Origin of the sequence: Micromonospora noduli, from assembly GCF_003264475.1 — a bacterium.
Lineage (GTDB): Bacteria > Actinomycetota > Actinomycetes > Mycobacteriales > Micromonosporaceae > Micromonospora > Micromonospora noduli.
Map to the genome: position 1 here is coordinate 20,156 of NZ_PYAC01000009.1, position 14,618 is coordinate 34,773.

The following is a 14,618-nucleotide window of genomic DNA, read 5'->3' on the forward strand; positions in this document are numbered from 1 at the left end:
GGGATCACAACCGACGGCGAGGGCCGGATCCACAGGGATCCGGCCCTCGCGTTCTCAGGGGCTGGTTGGTGCCGTTGCCGTTCTTCGGGATTGCTCAGAACAGCCGGTCGTAAATTGTCCAGTTGACGCCGATGTGCACGCCGGTCGTGAACGGCGCACCGCCGGCGTTGCTGTCCATGTTGTTCGGGAAGTGCCACAGGGTGCCGTCCGGCTTCGTCGCCACCAGATCGGCGTGACCATCACCGCTCACATCAGCAGCCACCACCCGGTCAAAGTCCGTCCAACCCCTCCCGATCTGCGAGCCCGTCGTGAACGGCAGGCCACCGCGATTGCTGTCCATGTTGTTCGCGTAGTACCACAACGTGCCGTCCGGCTTCGTCGCCACCAGATCGGCGTGACCATCACCGCTCACATCAGCAGCCACCACCCGGTCAAAGTCCGTCCAACCCCTCCCGATCTGCCAGCCGTCGATGTACGGCCGTCCACCGGCGTTGCTGTCCATGTTGTTCGGGTAGTACCACAGCGAGCCGTCCGGCTTCGTCGCCACCAGATCGGCGTGACCATCACCGCTCACATCAGCAGCCACCAACCGGTCAAAGTCCGTCCAACCCGTCCCGATCTGCGAGCCCGTCGTGAACGGCGCACCACCAGGGTTGCTGTCCATGTTGTTCGCGTAGTACCACAACGTGCCGTCCGGCTTCGTCGCCACCAGATCGGCGTGACCATCACCGCTCACATCAGCAGCCACCACCCGGTCAAAGTCCGTCCAACCCGTCCCGATCTGCGAGCCCGTCGTGAACGGCGCACCACCAGGGTTGCTGTCCATGTTGTTCGCGTAGTACCACAACGTGCCGTCCGGCTTCGTCGCCACCAGATCCGCATGACCATCACCGCTGATGTCCGATACGTGCTCGCGTGGCGGCTCGACCACTCCGCCGCCAGATCCGGCGATCGGAGAGGTGAACCCGACGACCTCTCCGTTACGGAGTGATGAGGTGCGGTCGCGTCGATGCGTCGCGTCGCTGGTGTTGCCCTCGATCGTTGTCAGCTTGCCGCCCGAATAGGATTCCACAATGCCGACGTGGTCGATGTCCTCGTAGACCTTCGGATTGAATGGCGGGTTCCAGTCGAACACGACGGCGTCACCGGGCTGCGGAGTGTAGCCACTGTTGGCGGCGTGCCACGTGCCCCGACTCAACCCGTACCGCCAGAACGAGTACGCCCAGGGACTGAGACCCTTGAGGTCGGTAACGCCGCCGACCTTCCAGACGTACCGCGCGAAGTCAGCGCACCAGGCGTTCTTGCGAAAGCCAGCGCGCCCACATTCGTTGTAGCCGGAGACCCAGTAGCCGCTGTAGAAGTTGCAACCGCTCCCCATCGGGATTTCCACGTTGCGACTGCTGTTGGCGAGCTCAGATCGGGCAACCGAAACAATCGAGTCGCGCGAGGGAGCCGCGTGCGCGGCCGATGTTGCCACGACCGGAGAGAGCGCGGTGACGCCGAATGTTACGGCTACCAGCCAAATCCGTCGGGATTTATTGGCGAAAAACATGGTGACCTTCCGTCGTTTGGGCGCAATGATCCAGCGCCCGTTCATTTGTCATGTGGTCGCGAAGTGTCTCGGGAGATAAAGAGACGAACGGCTAGGCGATGCGGCCGTAGATCTCCCAGCCAGTCCCAACCTGCTTACCGTTAATGAAGGGCACTCCGCCCGCGTTGCTGTCCATGTTGTTCGGGTAGTACCACAGCGAGCCGTCCGGCTTCGTCGCCACCAGATCAGCATGACCGTCACCACTGACGTCGGCCGCAACCATCCGATCGAAGCCCTGCCAGCCGGCCCCAATCTGTCGTCCGTCGGTGAACGGCCGTCCACCGGCGTTGCTGTCCATGTTGTTCGGGTAGTACCACAGCGAGCCGTCCGGCTTCGTCGCCACCAGATCGGCGTGACCATCACCGCTCACATCAGCAGCCACCACCCGGTCGAACGCAGCCCAACCCGTCCCGATCTGCGAGCCCGTCGTGAACGGCGCACCACCAGGGTTGCTGTCCATGTTGTTCGCGTAGTACCACAACGAGCCGTCCGGCTTCGTCGCCACCAGATCGGCATGACCATCACCGCTCACATCAGCAGCCACCACCCGGTCGAACGCAGCCCAACCCGTCCCGATCTGCGAGCCCGTCGTGAACGGCGCACCACCAGGGTTGCTGTCCATGTTGTTCGCGTAGTACCACAACGTGCCGTCCGGCTTCGTCGCCACCAGATCCGCATGACCATCACCGCTGATGTCAGCCGAAGCCATCCGGGAGTACGCCTGCCATCCGACGCCGACCTGGCTCCCCAGAACGAAGGGCACGCCGCCGGCATTGCTGTCCATGTTGTTCGGGTAGTACCACAGCGAGCCATCCGGCTTCGTCGTCACCAGGTCCGCGTGTCCATCGCCGCTGACATCGCCCACGCTGCCGCCGGGCGATCGGGCCTGCTGACTCCACAGCACGCCCGAGATGATGTCCCCGTCCCTGGCCTGTGGCTGATAGGCGTAGGGCGTAGCCGAGACCTGCACTTCCTGACAGATCTCGCCGATCGGGTCGGTCATCCAGGTGCCAGGGCGGACCCTGAGCATCTTGTCGAGAAAACTGTTCGTCGCGTGCACCGGGTTCATGATCTGATCGACGGTCCCCCATCCGGTTGAGGGCCGCTGTTGATAGAGACCGATGCTGTCGCGATCACCGTATGTGAGGTTGCGAATGTCGCTCTCCACGATTGTCGTGGTGATGGCGATCGTCGCGGCACGCCGGGCCATGCCCCGGTCCTTGACTCTGGCGACTATGACACGAGCGCACGACACTTGGTATGCCGTTATCGAGTGGGCCAGCTTACCGGTCAGACGACCGTTCAACGCGGCGGCTATCTGCCCATCCGACGCGGTCGGTCCCCCCGGATCGCAGGCCGCTGTCCCGGCGGCAGAGGCGGGGTCGGAGACCGCGAGAAGGGCTCCGATCGCGAGTAGCACGGATAACGGCACCGAGACGATTCGATGCAGCGTTAAACTTCTCATAACTGTCCTATACTCAAACAATGCTATTGACGACACGTTATCCGGATTGCCCTGATCCATCACACGCGTCTAACGGATCCGTCCACCCCCGTGCGGACGGTCTTACCGGTTCCCCGATCCGGGCAATAGGCTTGAGGGTTGCGTCAAAACGCCGGCCCCGCCGCTCTGAAACGCTTCGGAAAACCGAGCTGATGGAAGCGTCATCGGCATAAGCAGAGGTTTATGACGGACACAATCCTCACTGCGGGGTCCCATCGAGTCAACGCCATGTCACATTTGCGACGGCGCCCTCATAAATTGCCCCCGACCCTGCCATCGGGACAGTTTCGATCGCCTCTTCGTGCTACTGCGCCCGGCCATGGATGGCGTTACCGGCCGCTACCTTGCATAGCGGACAAGCTGGCTGATTCTGGCTGCAGCCGCTGGCAGTTCCAGCTCCTACCGGGAACGTCGGGGGTCCATCGACCCGTGGCTCCGATGCCTTCGGCGCCCCCGGGCGCGTACGCCCGATCGGCGCGCGATGCCCTGGTGCTGCGCCTCGGCCCCGAGGACGAGGGCCTGGTCGAGCCGACCTCCCCTGCGCCAGCGGCTGGAGACCGACGCCGAGCACAGGCCGCGCAGCTCGTTGACGACCCTGATGACCGGCGGCCCGGTCGGACCCGCGACAGACGCATCCAGGGTGGAGCATTGACCGCGACCACGATCTACGCCACGATTCCCTGAACTGAGATTTACGCGTGACAGCTATGCGTAAACCGGCCTGCGGCTAGTCGTACATCAGCGTCCAACGGGGGAGATCGTTGCCAGATGACCACGTCCGCGATGGATGCTGTCAACCCACCCAGCTCCGAGCCGAAAGCGTCCTCGCCGGTCAGCCGGCGCCGACTACTCACCGGCGGTTCCGTAGTCGCCGCTTCGCTCCTGGGCCAGGGCCTCGTCGGAAGCTCCGCGCGCGGGGCGGCGGGCACCGGACTCTCGACCGGGAAGATTGACATCACCCCGGCGCCAGGCGTCTTTCTGGCCGGTTACGGCGTGGACGCACCGCGCAGGTCAACCGGAACCGCGGCGGCACTGTTCGCCCGGTGCACCATCTGGTGGTACGCGGGTGTGCCGCACGTCATCGTCAGTGCGGACGTCCTAGGCTTCGCACGCGGCATGCACCGATCGATCCGCAGCCAGGTGCTCAACCTTGGCGTGGCGTCGGCAAACTTCGCGCTGACCGCGACCCACACGCACAACGGCCCAGTGCTCAGCGACAAACTGGACCCGTTCATCGCGTACGGGATGAGCGACGCCCAGCAGGCACAGGTGCGCACCTACAGCGATGGGCTGGCTACGCGAATCGTGCAACTTGTCCGCGACACGCTCCGCGATCCGCAGACGCCCTGCACCCTCGACTACCAGACCGTCAGCCAGCACTTCTCGTACAACCGGGAGGGGCTGCCGTACGTGGAGTCGGAGGTGCCCATCCTGACCGCCCGTACGCCCGGCGGCGCGCCCTTGGCTGTGCTGTTCAGCTACGGGTGCCACCCCGTGACGGCCGGGTCTCAGGCCCTGTTCGACCCGGACTACCCCGGGGACGCGGTCTCCCGGATCGAGGCCGCGACCGGTGCCTTCGCGCAGTTCCTGCTGGGGGCGGCCGGCGACCAGAACCCTTCCGGTGCACGGGGCTGGGCACAGCGAAGCATGCGTGGAGGTGAACTCGCGCAGGCCGTCATGAGCGCAGTCGCCCGGCCTGGCAGTCCGCTCACCGGCCCGACAACCACCCACTACCGCGAGGTGAGCCTGCCGCTGGACGTGACACCGACCGCGGACAACCTTCGGCAGTTGTCTGCGGTCTACGCCGCGCGGATGGCCAACACCGGCCTGCCAGGCTACTACCGACGGCACGCGCAACAGATGATCTCGCAGGTGGAGGCCGGCACGTTCGCGACGTCGATCCCCCTGCCCGTCCAGTCCTGGACGTTCGCCGGCACCCCGAGTCTGCGGCTGCTGCTGGCCGGCGGGGAGATCGTTTCCGGGTACGCCGTATACCTCCGTGCGCGGTACGGCACGTCGAGTCGGCTGCTCTTCGCCGGGTACGCGAACGAGGTACCCGCTTACCTACCCAGTGATGAACTGCTCCGCAGGCCTTCAACGTATGCCGGCGGCATCGACAGCGACTTTCCGGGCATCGCCGGTGGCTCGATGACGGTCTACGGCTGGCTCGGGCATTTCAGAGGAAAGCCGACTGCGGGCTCTCCTGACGGGGTGGAACAGATCCTCATCAACGCGCTCGACGCCGCACTGACGGCGGCGTAGCGAGTCTGTCCGTCAGCTGACCGCAGCGAGGTCTCGGTCGCGCCACCTCACATCTCGGCATCCGCCGACTGTAGCGAAGCACGCCCGCCCGCAAGGAGATCGGCGACGCATTGTGGGCCGAGGAGCAGGAATTTCTCGGCCTTGGAACGAGCGCAGTGAGCCGCGCAGTCGTCGTTGTTTGAGGCGCGGTTGGGCGCATCGACCAACGACGGCCGCCGCCGTGACGCGGCTGGTTCAAGATCACTCGATAGCAGGCAGCTTTGGCCCAACGCCACTACCGACGCTGGCCAAGATCGAGCGACCCCAGACCTGACGACCGGTTTCACCACCGCGGGTGGTTGGTGGGTTGCGCTGCCACCACCCGTGGTCAGTTTCCCAGCGCTCGAACCTTGGCAATCGTCTCCTGCACATGCTGTTTCGCGGGGTCGCCACCCTGAGAAGCCTGCGCGAGCGCCTGACGGTACGAGTCGATCATGCCGATCAGCGGACCGCCGGCCACACCCTCCAGGGCGCCGGCGACGAGTGCCCGTGCCTCGGCGGCGTCCTGTGCTGCCGCTGCGGTCTTGGCCTTCGCCTCGTCCAGCTTCTGCGACGCCGCCGCCAACCTCGCGATGATCTGTGCTGCGCTCACGCGCGCCTCCCCGTGATCGACCATCGCCTCCACCACCGCACCGGCAGAGACCACATGGGAGCGTACGAGATCCACGCACCCCGCGCGACCGGCCGCGTGCTCCCGCGTCACCTCGTGGGCAGTGGTCGCCCCACACGAGCGGCTCCGACGGAGTTTGCCCACTGGGAGCCCGACCAAGTCCGCGTGGCGACCGAGATCTTGGACAGTTTCCGTTAGCTCGTAACGGAAACTGTCCAAGATCTTAAGCGACGCGGGACCGACAGGCGTCGGTGCGGGCGGAGTTTCAGCGCTGACCCGGAAGTGAGCGCAACAGCGCGGAAGATCGACACGGGATAGCTGAAGTCGGGGTATGCCGCAGGCGCGGATACCCGACTTCCATGAAACCGAGTGGATCATGCCCGTCGGCGAGCCAGAACAGACGGGCCACGCAGCGCCTTACGGCGACGGCGGGCCGTTCTGTGCCCGGGTGATCAGGTCGTGCAACGGCTTGGTGCCGCTGCCGACCATCACACCGGTCACGACGGCGTCGACCCAGACCGCCACTCCGTTCCAGTCGGCGCCGGCGACCGCGTGCAGAACGTAGAACCCGCCGGCGCTGGACGCCACGGTGGCCAACCCACTGGCGAGGCCCCACGCGACGATGGTGCGGTTCGCCTTCGCCCGTGCGACCTTGGCGGTGGCCACGGCGACCGCCTCGCGGTCAGCCTCGGTGGGGCCGTCGACCCGGCTGTTCACGTCGGTCACCGTTCGGGACAACGCGGCCTCAGCGGCGCGACCCGGCAGCCACCGCGAGAACGGTTCCAGGATCCGCTCGACCGCTGCGGCGAAGACCAGCAGGGTGAGGAAGACGCCAGTGGTGTCCTCAGGCTGGATCTTCGCCGCGGAGGCGCCGCTGCGCCAGATCAGCCAGCCGCCGACCGCGCCGACGGCGATCAGCCCGAAACCCGCCACCACCGCGCCCGCGCCGGCCTGCTGCGAAGCGGCGACGACCGACAGCCCCGGCTCCTGTTCGGAGCGAGGTGTCGCCGTTCCTACGGCGGCATCGGCGATGCCCGGCGAAGCAGCAAGCCCGTCGCTTGGCGGCATCGGCTCAACCTGGGTGGACGTCTGTCCCTGCAATTCCCTGACCAACCTTTCGACCTGCCGCTCGCGAGACGTCGAGGCGTGATGATCCAGATCCTCGGCAAGCGGATCGCGCACCGACTGCGCTCGGGGCGCGAGACTACGGCACCCGAGTGGGCACGGTGGACGGCCGGGAGGTGTGACGCTACGAGAACTGCGGAGCACAGTGGAGGGACCGCCCGGCAAGCCGGGATGTCGGGCGACGGGGACCACGCCGGAGCGCGAAGTAGCCGGGAAGACCGACCGCGAGTCAGTCGGCTGTGCGGCGAATCGCAGACCGGACGCCAGGTCAGTCATCAGCGCAGGCCGCGGACCATCAGCAGGTACGCGCAGTAGGCCATCGGCACCACCAGGAAACAGATCAGGAACCCGAGCGGCAGATATCGCGGCGGGGTGCCGGCGACCATGGCCGGCCGCCCCCACCGGCCCAGCACCAGGTAGCCGCCGAAGAACGCCACCGCCGGCAACCCCGCGCAGATCCACGCGCCGAGGGTGAACCCGTCCACCAGACCCACCCCGGAGGCGAGCACCAGGATCAGCACGAGCACGCCGGCCGCCGCGCCGCACCCGGCGTAGACGGCGACCGCCCGCGCCAGCGGTGACCACGTCGGCAGCAGCGCCGGCCGCTGGGCCAGCAACTCCGCCTGCTGCCCGTGCCGGTCGGCCTCGTCGGCCATCCGCCGGGCCAGCTCCAACTCCACCGCCGGGTCGGCCGACGCCGCGCGCTGCGCGGGCACCCCGCCGCCCGCCGGGCTCACCGCCGTCGGCAGCGCCAGCCGCGCCTCCCCCGCAGGCAGTTGGGGGTACGCCCCGACCCCCGCCCGCCCCGGCGCGCCGGCGGGTTCCCCGTCCCCGGTTCCGGGCATGGTAGGAGCGCCGGCAGCGAAGGGCGGGCCGGAGCTGGGAGCGGTGGGCGCCCCGGAGCCGGACGGCGGGCCGGGCCATGCGGCGGTCTCACCCGGCGTCCCCGGGCCAGGGGCAGGGGGTGGTTGGTCGACACCGATGGCTCGGCCGAGCTGGTCGAGGCGCTGGCCCTGGGCGGTCAGCCGCTGCTGGAGGTAGTCGACGGCGGCGTGCAGGTCGCGGCGGCGCGCGGACTCGGCGGCGGCGTGCTGTTCCCCGGCGCGGTGCTGCGCGGAGAGTTGCCGGGCCAGCGCCGCGTACTCCTCGAAGGACACTGTCACCGCTCCCCGTCGGGGTCGTGCCCGTCGCCGACGAACGGGACGATCAGCCGGGTGCGCTGGTCGTGCCGGTCGATCAGCAGCGCCCGGTCGGGGCGGGGCGTGTAGGCCAGGTCGTGCGCTCCGAGGTGCAGGGCCAGCTCGGCGCCGGGCACGTTGAGCGCGACCAGGCAGGCGACGTCGTCGCGGTTCTGGGTGCCGCCGAGGTCGTCGGCGAGCCGGCGCAGCCCCCGCCACCAGCCGAGCAGGTGCACCCCCTGCCCGGGGCCCTGGCGCAGGACGGTACGCAGGTCGTCCAGGCCGGAGCGGAACGTGCCGGGGTCGGTGGCCCCGAGGACGGACGCGGCGGCGTCCATGCCGAACACCACAAGGTATTCGCGGCCGGTGGGTTCGGCGGCCAGCGCGGCGATCCGGTCGCGCAGCCCGGCCACGTCGAGGCGGTGCACCGGGTGGCCGGCGGCCCGCAACAGCGCTTCGGTGTCGTCGGCGACCGGGTCGGCGACGGTGACCAGGCAGGCCAGTTGAAAGCGGGCATCGCCGGGGGTGTGCTGGCGGGCCAGGCTGAGCGTCGCGGCGCGCAGCACGTCCGCGCCGGTCGGTGCGGTGCCCACCACGGCGAGGTGCCGGCCGGGGGTGGTGTCCATCAGGAACAGTGCGGTGGTGCCGTGCACGTCGACGGTTCGGCCGACCAGGGCCATCGGGCGTCGACCACCGGGGCGCAACCCGGCGAACGTGCTGTCGTCCTCGATCCGCGCGGCTTCGTACCCCTTGAAGACCGCTGGGGCCCGCGAGCCCGGCGGGCGGGCCTGCCACAGGTCGTGGCGCAACGCGGCGAGGTCGGCAGCGGCGGCGTGCGCGTCGGGGAAGCGCAGCACGGTGTCGGCGCCGACCGCGCCGGCGGCGGTGTTGACCACGGCGGAGCCGACCGGCAGGGCCGAGGCGGCGTCGTTGAGCTGGTCGAGCACCCCACCGCCGCCGGGCAGCGCCACCCGCAACGCGAACTGCCCGAAGATCGCCTCGGCCCGCCCGTAGAGGGCTTCGATGCCGGTCATGCTCTGGCTGGCGAGCACCAGGTGGATGCCGTACGAGCGGCCCTTGCGGGCCAACTCCTCCAGCAGGTCGACCGACTCGCGGGCCAGCGCGTCGTTGCCGGCGAGCAGCACGTGGAACTCGTCGATGACCGTCACGATGCGCGGCAGCGGATTGTCCCGGGGCAGGTCGGCGAGCTTGGTGACGCCGTGCCGCTTGAGTGCGGTGGCCCGGCGTTGCGCCTCCCGGCGCAGCTCGCGCAGCACGGCGAGACCGTACTCGCGGTCGGACTCGATGCCGACCGCGCGGGCGTGCGGCAGCCAGGACGGGTCCCGGCCGGTGGGCACGAACTCGGTGAAGCTCACGCCCTCCTTGAAGTCGAGCAGGTACAGCTGCAACTCGGCCGGCGGGTAGCGGGCGGCCAACCCGTAGAGGACGTCGAGGAGGAAGACGGTCTTGCCGGCGCCGGTGCGCCCGCCGACCAGCCAGTGCGGGGTGGCATCGTCGAAGGCAAGCGTCAGCGCGGTGCCGAAGGCGCCACCGCCGCCGGCCCGGCCGATCACCGTACGCAGGCCGTTGCCTGCGGACTCGGCCCAGCGCCGTTCGGGCAGCAGGTCGGTGAAGGGCAACGCGTCGGCGCGACGGGTGGCGGTGCCGAGGTGCTCGGCGAGCGCGCGTACCGAGGCGGGCGGCGGGTCGCCGTCGAGCAGGACGGGTGCCGCGAGCCCGCTGCCGTCGGCGCTGAACGGGTTGCCGGGTGGGTCGCCGACGTGCGCGTACCCCTGGTTGAGCCGCACCGCGGTGGTGCCGCCCAGCGGCGGCGCGGTCTCGCCGGGCAGTCGGGACGGGTGGCCGGCGAGCAGCACGCACACGGCTGCGGCCGGGCCGGCGTGGGTGAGCGCGGCGAGCCGGGCCAGCTCGCGCGGTGGCGGCGCGGCGGTGGCGACCACCACCAGCAGGCGACGGGCGGCGGGCTGACAGTGCTGCGCGGCGCGGGCGTGCTGCTCGGCGGCGTCCAGCAGCGCGGCCACCTCGGCCTCGCCGGTGGCCGGCGGGTCGAGCACCCCGGCGTCGAGCAGTGGTCGCAGCGGGCCGAAGGTGGCGCCGAGCGCGGCGGTGTCGATGCCGGCGACGCGGACCTGACCGGGCGGCGCGGTGGCGACCAGCCGCAGCACCAGCGCCCGCAGCAGCCCGGCGACCTGCGGATCCCGGGCGTCGGTGTCCAGGGCGAGGTGGTGACCGCCGCCGAGCGGGACCAGCACCGGAAAGGCGCCGTCCGCTGTGGACGCCTCGCCGATCCGCACCGCGGCCGGCGCGTCGGTCAGCGGGGTGACACCCGGGGCGGGGGTGGCCAGGGCACCGCCGAGGCGGGCGAGGCGGGTCACCAGGTCGTCGGCGCCGGCCGGCGCGACGGCGGCCGGTGCCGCCCCCAGGACGCTGCGGGCAGTGTCCAGATGCGCCCGAGCCGCCCGGTGGGAGTTGACCGCCTGCCCGTACGCCGACGCGAGCCTGCCCACCCTCTGCCCCCAACGCCACGGCCGTCTGGTCCCAGGAACCCTAACGGACACCGGCGGCACCCGGACAGTCCTGCGAGGACGTGTCACGCCGGGCCGGTCAGGCGGGGCCGCACGCCGCCGGGCCGGACGCGTCGGCCGCCCCGCAGTGGAACACCTCCACCGGCGCCCTCGCCACGTCGGGCACCTGCTCGACCCGCATCAGGGCCAGCCGCTTGTCGACCGGCTCCCCCGAGTCGGGCGTGAACCGGATCAGCCCGGCCACCCCCGGGTAGCCCTGCCCGGCGTTCTGCCGGAGCACTTCCGCGTGCACGCCCACCGGGTTGACCGAATCCGGCTCCCAGCGTTGCCGGGGGTCGGCGTGGTGCAGCCGGGCGGCGAGGCTCTCCACCGCCCGGACCAGCATCATCGACGCGTCGTAGGCGAGGCTGACCCGCTCGCCGACCTGCTCCTCGGAGCCCGGCCGGCAGCGCGGCGGGTCGAGCAGGTCGTCGGCCTGGATCCAGGACAGAAAGCTGGCCCGGGCGTCGTCGCGCCGGTCCTGGGCGGCCCGCAGCACCGCGCAGGTGGCCAGGGACGCCTTGGAGACGTACGTGACGGGCAGGTTGCCGGGCGCGGCGGCGCGCAGCCCCGGGTTGGCCATGTACCAGTTGGCCGAGTCGTCGGCGACGAGGTGCCGGGGCGGGTTGCCGCCGCACTCGCGCAGCGCCCGCAGGAAACCGTCGAACTCCGACCAACGACCGGCGTAGAAGAGCATCCCGGGGTAGCCGCACTCGTCGGTCAGCCGCTGCCCGGTGCGCCACTCGTCGAGGCGGGTGACCCGGGGGCCGAACTGTTGTCGGAGCCCGTCGACGAGGGTGCCCACGTAGAGGTCCTCGGTGAGTGAGCTGCCCTCCAGTGTGGTGTAGAAGACGTGCGCCTCGTTGACCTTCAGCACCTGCCTGGCGTACGCGTCGACCAGTTTCACCTGGTCCTTGTTCGGTGCGGAGATCTGGAGGTAGAGGCGGGAGTTGGCGTCCATCCTGTCGGCGGAGAGGGTGGGTGCCAGCACCGGCAGCCCGACCTGGTTCAGCTCGCGCAGCGCGCGGGCGGTGCTGGTGCGGCTCTCCACCAGCCCGACCACCCCGAGCACCGTGGGGTCGTCCCGGGCCAGCTCGGCCAGCATCGCCACGGCCCGGTCGGCGTAGATCATCTGGCGGCCACCGTTGGCCACCACGATCCGCAGCAGCGCGGCGCCGTCGGCGCCGGCCGACTCCTTCAGCAACGCGTACTGGGCGGTGGCCATCCCTTCGAGCTCCTCGCGCTCGGAGACGTACGACTCCTCGTCCGCACGGGTCCGATTGCCGGTGAGGGTGCCGAGGTAGACCAGGGTGAGGAAGGGCCGTCGTCGGTCGCTGCGCTGCCAGACCTCCTCGGCGGCGCGGTTCTGCGCGAAGATGCGCTCCTGAACTGTGCGCAGCCGGTCCTGGCCGGGGTCGTTGTTGAACACCTGCGCGGCGCTGTCGCTGTAGCCGACACACTCGCCGCTGCCGACCACCTCGACCGAGACCTGGCCGGTGAGCGAGGGGTGACAGCCCGGCCCCCACCGGCTGGCCACCCACAGGCCGAGCACCGCCACCAGCACCAGGCAGAGCGCCGTCGGTAGGAAGCGCCGCGACCACCACGGCGGGTCGGGCGCGGAGAAGGGCCGCAGCCCGCCACGTGACGGTGGGCCGGTGTCGGTCTCGTCGGGACGCAGCGCCACCAGCCAGGTGGCCGGGCGGCGCAGCCGTCGCATCTCCGGCAGCGCCCCGGCCCACTCGTCGTACGCCTCGTCGGCCTCGGTCAACGGGTGCGGTTCCGGCAGGTCCGGTGGGGGTTGCCCACCGGACGCGACGATCAGCAGCGGGTCGTTGCGGCCGGTCTCGGTGCGGACGTCGCCGATCAGGCGGACCAGCTCCCCGCCGACGTTGCCGGGGGCGACGTTGTCGATCAGCAGAGCCGGGTACGCGGTGCGCCGCCAGTCCGACGGGCGCCACGGCCGACGCCGGTACGCCTGCCGCAGGTCCTCCAGAAACGCGTGCAGCAGCAGCTTGTTGACCTGGTCGGGTTGCTCCCCGTCGCGCCAGCCCGCGGTGAGGCGCTCGGCGAAGCCGAGGAAGGTGACCGACTGCCGGGGCGCCAGATACTGCTGGCGCATGAACCAGTTGTAGTGCCGCCCGAGCACCGGCACCCGACCGGAGACGGCGGCCCGGAAGACCACCCCCGGCACGGCACGGCGGACCAGCCAGAGCAGCACCTGCGAGACGATGCTGACCGCGTCGCCGCCGGAGGGCAACGCCTCCGGCGTGCGCGGGCCCTTGCGGTCGCGCAGCCGGCGGACCAGGGCGGCGCGGCTGTCGTCGGCGTCGATGCCCAGGTTGAGGCTCTGCTGCATCAGCCAGTCGGCGAGCGGATAGTGCCGGAAGCGCAGTCGGGCGGCGCCGAAGGCCTCCAGGGAGAGTTGCCGGTGCAGCTCGCGCAGCAGCGCCGGCACGTCCCCGGCGCCGGGCGGCGCGTCGGCGTCCAGCACGGCGTGCGGGACCCGCCGCCGGGGGCCCTGGCCGAGGAACCGGCGCAGCGGCACCATCAGATCCGCTGTGTCGGAGCGGACCAGCCACAGCAGCGGCAGCCGGCGGTCACCGCGACGGGGTCGCCGCAACAGCCGGGCGAGCAGCGCGAACAACTCCAAGCCGCCGGCCGGTAGCCGTTCCCGGCCCGCTGTCGACTGCCTCTGCCTGGTCAACTCCCGCCCGGGAACCTCGGACCGTCGCATGCATCACCTCCGATTCCACTCAGTGTGACGCATCATGTACAGACGCGCGCCAGCCGGCGGCCGAGTGCCCACGAGGGACGCTCGACCGCCGGCCGGTACGGGTACGACGGTGTGGATCCGGTGCTGTGCTCAGGTCAGCCGGTGACGGCGTTCAGCGCCGGCAGGTATCCGTAGCGGTAGCCGTCGGCGTCCGGGTGGTACGCCTCGATGATCCCGGAGATGTCGTTGATCCACGGGTCGCCGGCGCAGACGCCGTGTCCGGCGAAGGTGCGCCGGGTGTCGGCGAAGGTGGCGCCTGCCGCGCTGGCCCGGCCAGCCGTGACCGAGGCGAGCACGTCGGCGGCCTCGTTGAGGATGGTGCGCTTGTAGGTGCTCATCGCCAACCACCCGCAGGAGCCGGTCTCGAACAGTCGCGGGTAGCCGAGGACGATCAGCCGGGCGTTGGGCGCCCGGTTGCGGATGGCGGCGTAGGTGGCGTCCAGCCGGGCGGGCAGCGTCGTGGTGGCGAAGTTCTTCGCGGTGTTGACGGCGTTGGTGCAGGACGAGGTGCTGCCGAACCGGCAACTGGTGATGACGTTGACGAAACCGGCGTCGTTGCCGCCGATGGTGATGGTGACCAGCGTGGTGCTGGCGCTGAGCGCGCTGACCTGGTCGTTGAGCACGTCGGCGGTGACCGCGCCGCCACAGGCCTGGAAGTTGAAGCTGGTCACGCCATGGGCGGCCGCCCAGAGCGGTGCGTACGACTTCTGGCTGCGCAGGCAGCCGGACGAGTCGTAGGGGCCAGCGCCGACGCCGGAGGAGTACGAGTCGCCGAGCGCGACGTAGTTGACGGCGGCGGCGTGGGCGGCGCCGGGCACGAGCACCACGCCGAGGGCGGCGGTGAGGAGTGCGACCAGCACGGCCAGGACGCGGGCGAGCGGGCGGTGGGGCATGAGGGACCTCCACAGGACAGGGGTGGTGGGATCCTGCGACCGCGCGTGGCCAGGGATG

At 70.3% G+C, this 14,618-nt stretch carries 9 protein-coding genes; 1 reads left to right on the forward strand and 8 read right to left on the reverse strand.

The genetic code is table 11. The features are described from left to right. Positions 1-94: 94 nt before the first annotated feature. Together MED15_RS12660 and MED15_RS12665 are read right to left on the reverse strand one after the other, a co-directional pair. The gene (locus MED15_RS12660) at positions 95-1,597 is read right to left on the reverse strand and encodes an FG-GAP-like repeat-containing protein (protein ID WP_112735724.1); all 1,503 of its coding nucleotides are present in this window, start codon (positions 1,595-1,597) and stop codon (positions 95-97) included. A gap of 46 nt (positions 1,598-1,643) precedes the next feature. After that, positions 1,644-2,801 carry an FG-GAP-like repeat-containing protein gene (locus MED15_RS12665; protein ID WP_112735726.1) on the reverse strand — a complete coding sequence of 386 codons (1,158 nt, stop codon included), beginning with the start codon at positions 2,799-2,801 and terminating at the stop codon, positions 1,644-1,646. A gap of 1,410 nt (positions 2,802-4,211) precedes the next feature. On the opposite strand from MED15_RS12665, the gene MED15_RS12670 reads away from it, so the two are divergent. Further along, positions 4,212-5,357, forward strand: coding sequence for a hypothetical protein (locus MED15_RS12670; RefSeq protein WP_146766712.1), 1,146 nt, complete (start codon positions 4,212-4,214; stop codon positions 5,355-5,357). Between the two features lie 367 nt (positions 5,358-5,724). Here MED15_RS12670 and MED15_RS12675 read toward each other — a convergent pair whose 3' ends face one another. The 6 genes from MED15_RS12675 to MED15_RS12700 form a co-directional block, all read right to left on the reverse strand. Further along, on the reverse strand, positions 5,725-6,063 hold the full coding sequence (locus tag MED15_RS12675; RefSeq protein ID WP_244220449.1) for a DUF6244 family protein: 339 nt from the start codon (positions 6,061-6,063) through the stop codon (positions 5,725-5,727). A gap of 360 nt (positions 6,064-6,423) precedes the next feature. Next, complete coding sequence (locus tag MED15_RS12680) at positions 6,424-7,074, reverse strand: hypothetical protein (protein ID WP_146758759.1); 651 nt, start codon at positions 7,072-7,074, stop codon at positions 6,424-6,426. Between the two features lie 332 nt (positions 7,075-7,406). Continuing rightward, positions 7,407-8,288, reverse strand: coding sequence for a hypothetical protein (locus MED15_RS12685; RefSeq protein WP_112725217.1), 882 nt, complete (start codon positions 8,286-8,288; stop codon positions 7,407-7,409). Between the two features lie 2 nt (positions 8,289-8,290). After that, positions 8,291-10,837: an FtsK/SpoIIIE domain-containing protein gene (locus MED15_RS12690; RefSeq protein WP_112725216.1), complete on the reverse strand. Its 2,547-nt coding sequence runs from the start codon at positions 10,835-10,837 to the stop codon at positions 8,291-8,293. Between the two features lie 97 nt (positions 10,838-10,934). Continuing rightward, positions 10,935-13,628, reverse strand: a complete 2,694-nt coding sequence (locus MED15_RS12695) for a type 1 periplasmic-binding domain-containing protein (protein ID WP_112735730.1) — start codon at positions 13,626-13,628, stop codon at positions 10,935-10,937. A gap of 134 nt (positions 13,629-13,762) precedes the next feature. Beyond that, positions 13,763-14,560 (reverse strand): SGNH/GDSL hydrolase family protein, encoded by a 798-nt coding sequence (locus MED15_RS12700; protein ID WP_112700319.1) that lies wholly within the window; start codon positions 14,558-14,560, stop codon positions 13,763-13,765. Positions 14,561-14,618 lie beyond the last annotated feature (58 nt).